Annotated in this window: 1 tRNA gene and 2 rRNA genes (1 of these 3 cut by a window edge); all 3 read left to right on the top strand. The window is 55.0% G+C overall.

The annotated features are described in order from the left end of the window. A 23S ribosomal RNA gene (locus FA743_RS19790) occupies nucleotides 1-2,134 on the top strand; it begins 736 nt to the left of the window's first position. A 115-nt stretch (nucleotides 2,135-2,249) separates the two neighbouring features. Beyond that, nucleotides 2,250-2,364 (top strand): 5S ribosomal RNA (gene rrf, locus FA743_RS19785). Nucleotides 2,365-2,423: 59 nt separating this feature from the next. Beyond that, a tRNA-Met gene (locus tag FA743_RS19780) sits at nucleotides 2,424-2,500 on the top strand.

The following is a 2,500-nucleotide window of genomic DNA, read 5'->3' as shown; positions in this document are numbered from 1 at the left end:
GGTAACACGTACTGGAGGTCCGAACCCACACCTGTTGAAAAAGGTCGGGATGACTTGTGCCTAGGGGTGAAAGGCCAATCAAACTTGGAGATAGCTGGTTCTCCGCGAAAGCTATTTAGGTAGCGCCTCGGACGTATTCCTTGGGGGGTAGAGCACTGCATGGATGATGGGGGCCCACAGCCTTACTGAGTCTAAGCAAACTCCGAATACCCAAGAGAACTATCCGGGAGACACACGGCGGGTGCTAACGTCCGTCGTGGAGAGGGAAACAACCCTGACCAACAGCTAAGGCCCCCAATTCGTGGCTAAGTGGGAAAGCATGTGAGACTTCCAAAACAACCAGGAGGTTGGCTTAGAAGCAGCCATCCTTTAAAGATAGCGTAACAGCTCACTGGTCTAATCAAGAGGTCTTGCGGCGAAGATGTAACGGGGCTCAAGCCACGAGCCGAAGCTTTGGATGCATCCTTATGGATGCGTGGTAGCGGAGCGTTCTGTGATATAGAACGCTGCCTCTTTTGTGTTCGACGTCCATAGTCACCCGCAAGGATGACGGACAAACAATGCAACGGAGGCAATGTTCTGACTGTGAAGCCGGGCCGTGAGGCAACCGGTGGAGTGATCAGAAGTGAGAATGTTGACATGAGTAGCGACAAACAGGGTGAGAGACCCTGTCGCCGAAAGTCCAAGGGTTCCTGCTTAAAGCTAATCTGAGCAGGGTAAGCCGGCCCCTAAGGCGAGGCCGAAAGGCGTAGTCGATGGGAACCAGGTTAATATTCCTGGGCCAGGAGATGGTGACGGATCCCGAGGGTAGTTCGATCTTAACGGATTGATCGGGCTGCTTAGGGGTTCCTGGAAATAGCCCTCCACAAGACCGTACCCTAAACCGACACAGGTGGACTGGTAGAGAATACCAAGGCGCTTGAGAGAACCACATTTAAGGAACTCGGCAAAATACCTCCGTAAGTTCGCGAGAAGGAGGCCCGGTTTTTACGCAAGTGAAGGCCGGGGGCACAAACCAGGGGGTGGCGACTGTTTACTAAAAACACAGGGCTCTGCGAAGCCGTAAGGCGACGTATAGGGTCTGACGCCTGCCCGGTGCCGGAAGGTTAAAAGGAGATGTGCAAGCATTGAATTGAAGCCCCGGTAAACGGCGGCCGTAACTATAACGGTCCTAAGGTAGCGAAATTCCTTGTCGGGTAAGTTCCGACCTGCACGAATGGCGTAACGACTTCCCCGCTGTCTCAAATGTGGACTCAGCGAAATTGAATTGTCTGTGAAGATGCAGACTTCCCGCGGTTAGACGGAAAGACCCCATGCACCTTTACTACAACTTCGCACTGGCATCAGGATTGCGATGTGCAGGATAGGCGGTAGGCTTTGAAGCGGGGACGCTAGTCCTCGTGGAGCCATCCTTGAGATACCGCCCTTCGCACTCTTGATGTCTAACCGCGGCCCGTTATCCGGGTCCGGGACCCTGCGTGGTGGGTAGTTTGACTGGGGCGGTCGCCTCCCAAACAGTAACGGAGGCGCGCGAAGGTTGGCTCAGACCGGTCGGAAATCGGTCGTTGAGTGCAATGGCAGAAGCCAGCCTGACTGCAAGACTGACAAGTCGAGCAGAGACGAAAGTCGGCCATAGTGATCCGGTGGTCCCGAGTGGAAGGGCCATCGCTCAACGGATAAAAGGTACGCTGGGGATAACAGGCTGATGATGCCCAAGAGTCCATATCGACGGCATCGTTTGGCACCTCGATGTCGGCTCATCTCATCCTGGGGCTGGAGCAGGTCCCAAGGGTATGGCTGTTCGCCATTTAAAGAGGTACGTGAGCTGGGTTTAGAACGTCGTGAGACAGTTCGGTCCCTATCTGCCGTGGGTGTTGGAGACTTGAGAGGAGCTGCCCCTAGTACGAGAGGACCGGGGTGGACGGACCACTGGTGGACCTGTTGTCGTGCCAACGGCAGTGCAGGGTAGCTATGTCCGGACAGGATAAACGCTGAAGGCATCTAAGCGTGAAGCCCCCCTCAAAACAAGGTCTCCCTTGAGAGCCGTGGAAGACCACCACGTCGATAGGCCGGAGATGTAAGTGCAGCAATGCATTCAGTTGACCGGTACTAATGGCTCGATAGGCTTGATTTGATCCGGTAGAAGCAAGATCGGCACCGTCGAAAGACGAGGCACATCCCTTCTCCAAAAGGCATCCTTGGACAACTTCTATCCCGCAAGGGATGGACGCTGAGCGTTTCTTTCCTGGTCTGGTGGCCCTAGCGCGAGCAAAACACCCGATCCCATCCCGAACTCGGCCGTTAAGTGCCGCTGCGCCGATGGTACTGCGTCTCAAGACGTGGGAGAGTAGGTCACCGCCAGACCTGGTAAGAAACGCAACATCTCTCTAAACGACATAAACACCCCAACAGGACATCCTTGGCGCGGGGTAGAGCAGCCCGGTAGCTCGTCAGGCTCATAACCTGAAGGTCATAGGTTCAAATCCTATCCCCGCAACCA

Origin of the sequence: Paracoccus gahaiensis (assembly GCF_005048225.1) — a bacterium.
GTDB classification, from domain to species: domain Bacteria; phylum Pseudomonadota; class Alphaproteobacteria; order Rhodobacterales; family Rhodobacteraceae; genus Paracoccus; species Paracoccus gahaiensis.
The sequence above is the reverse complement of the archived record's forward strand: the minus strand, read 5'-3'. Positions and strand labels throughout refer to the sequence as shown.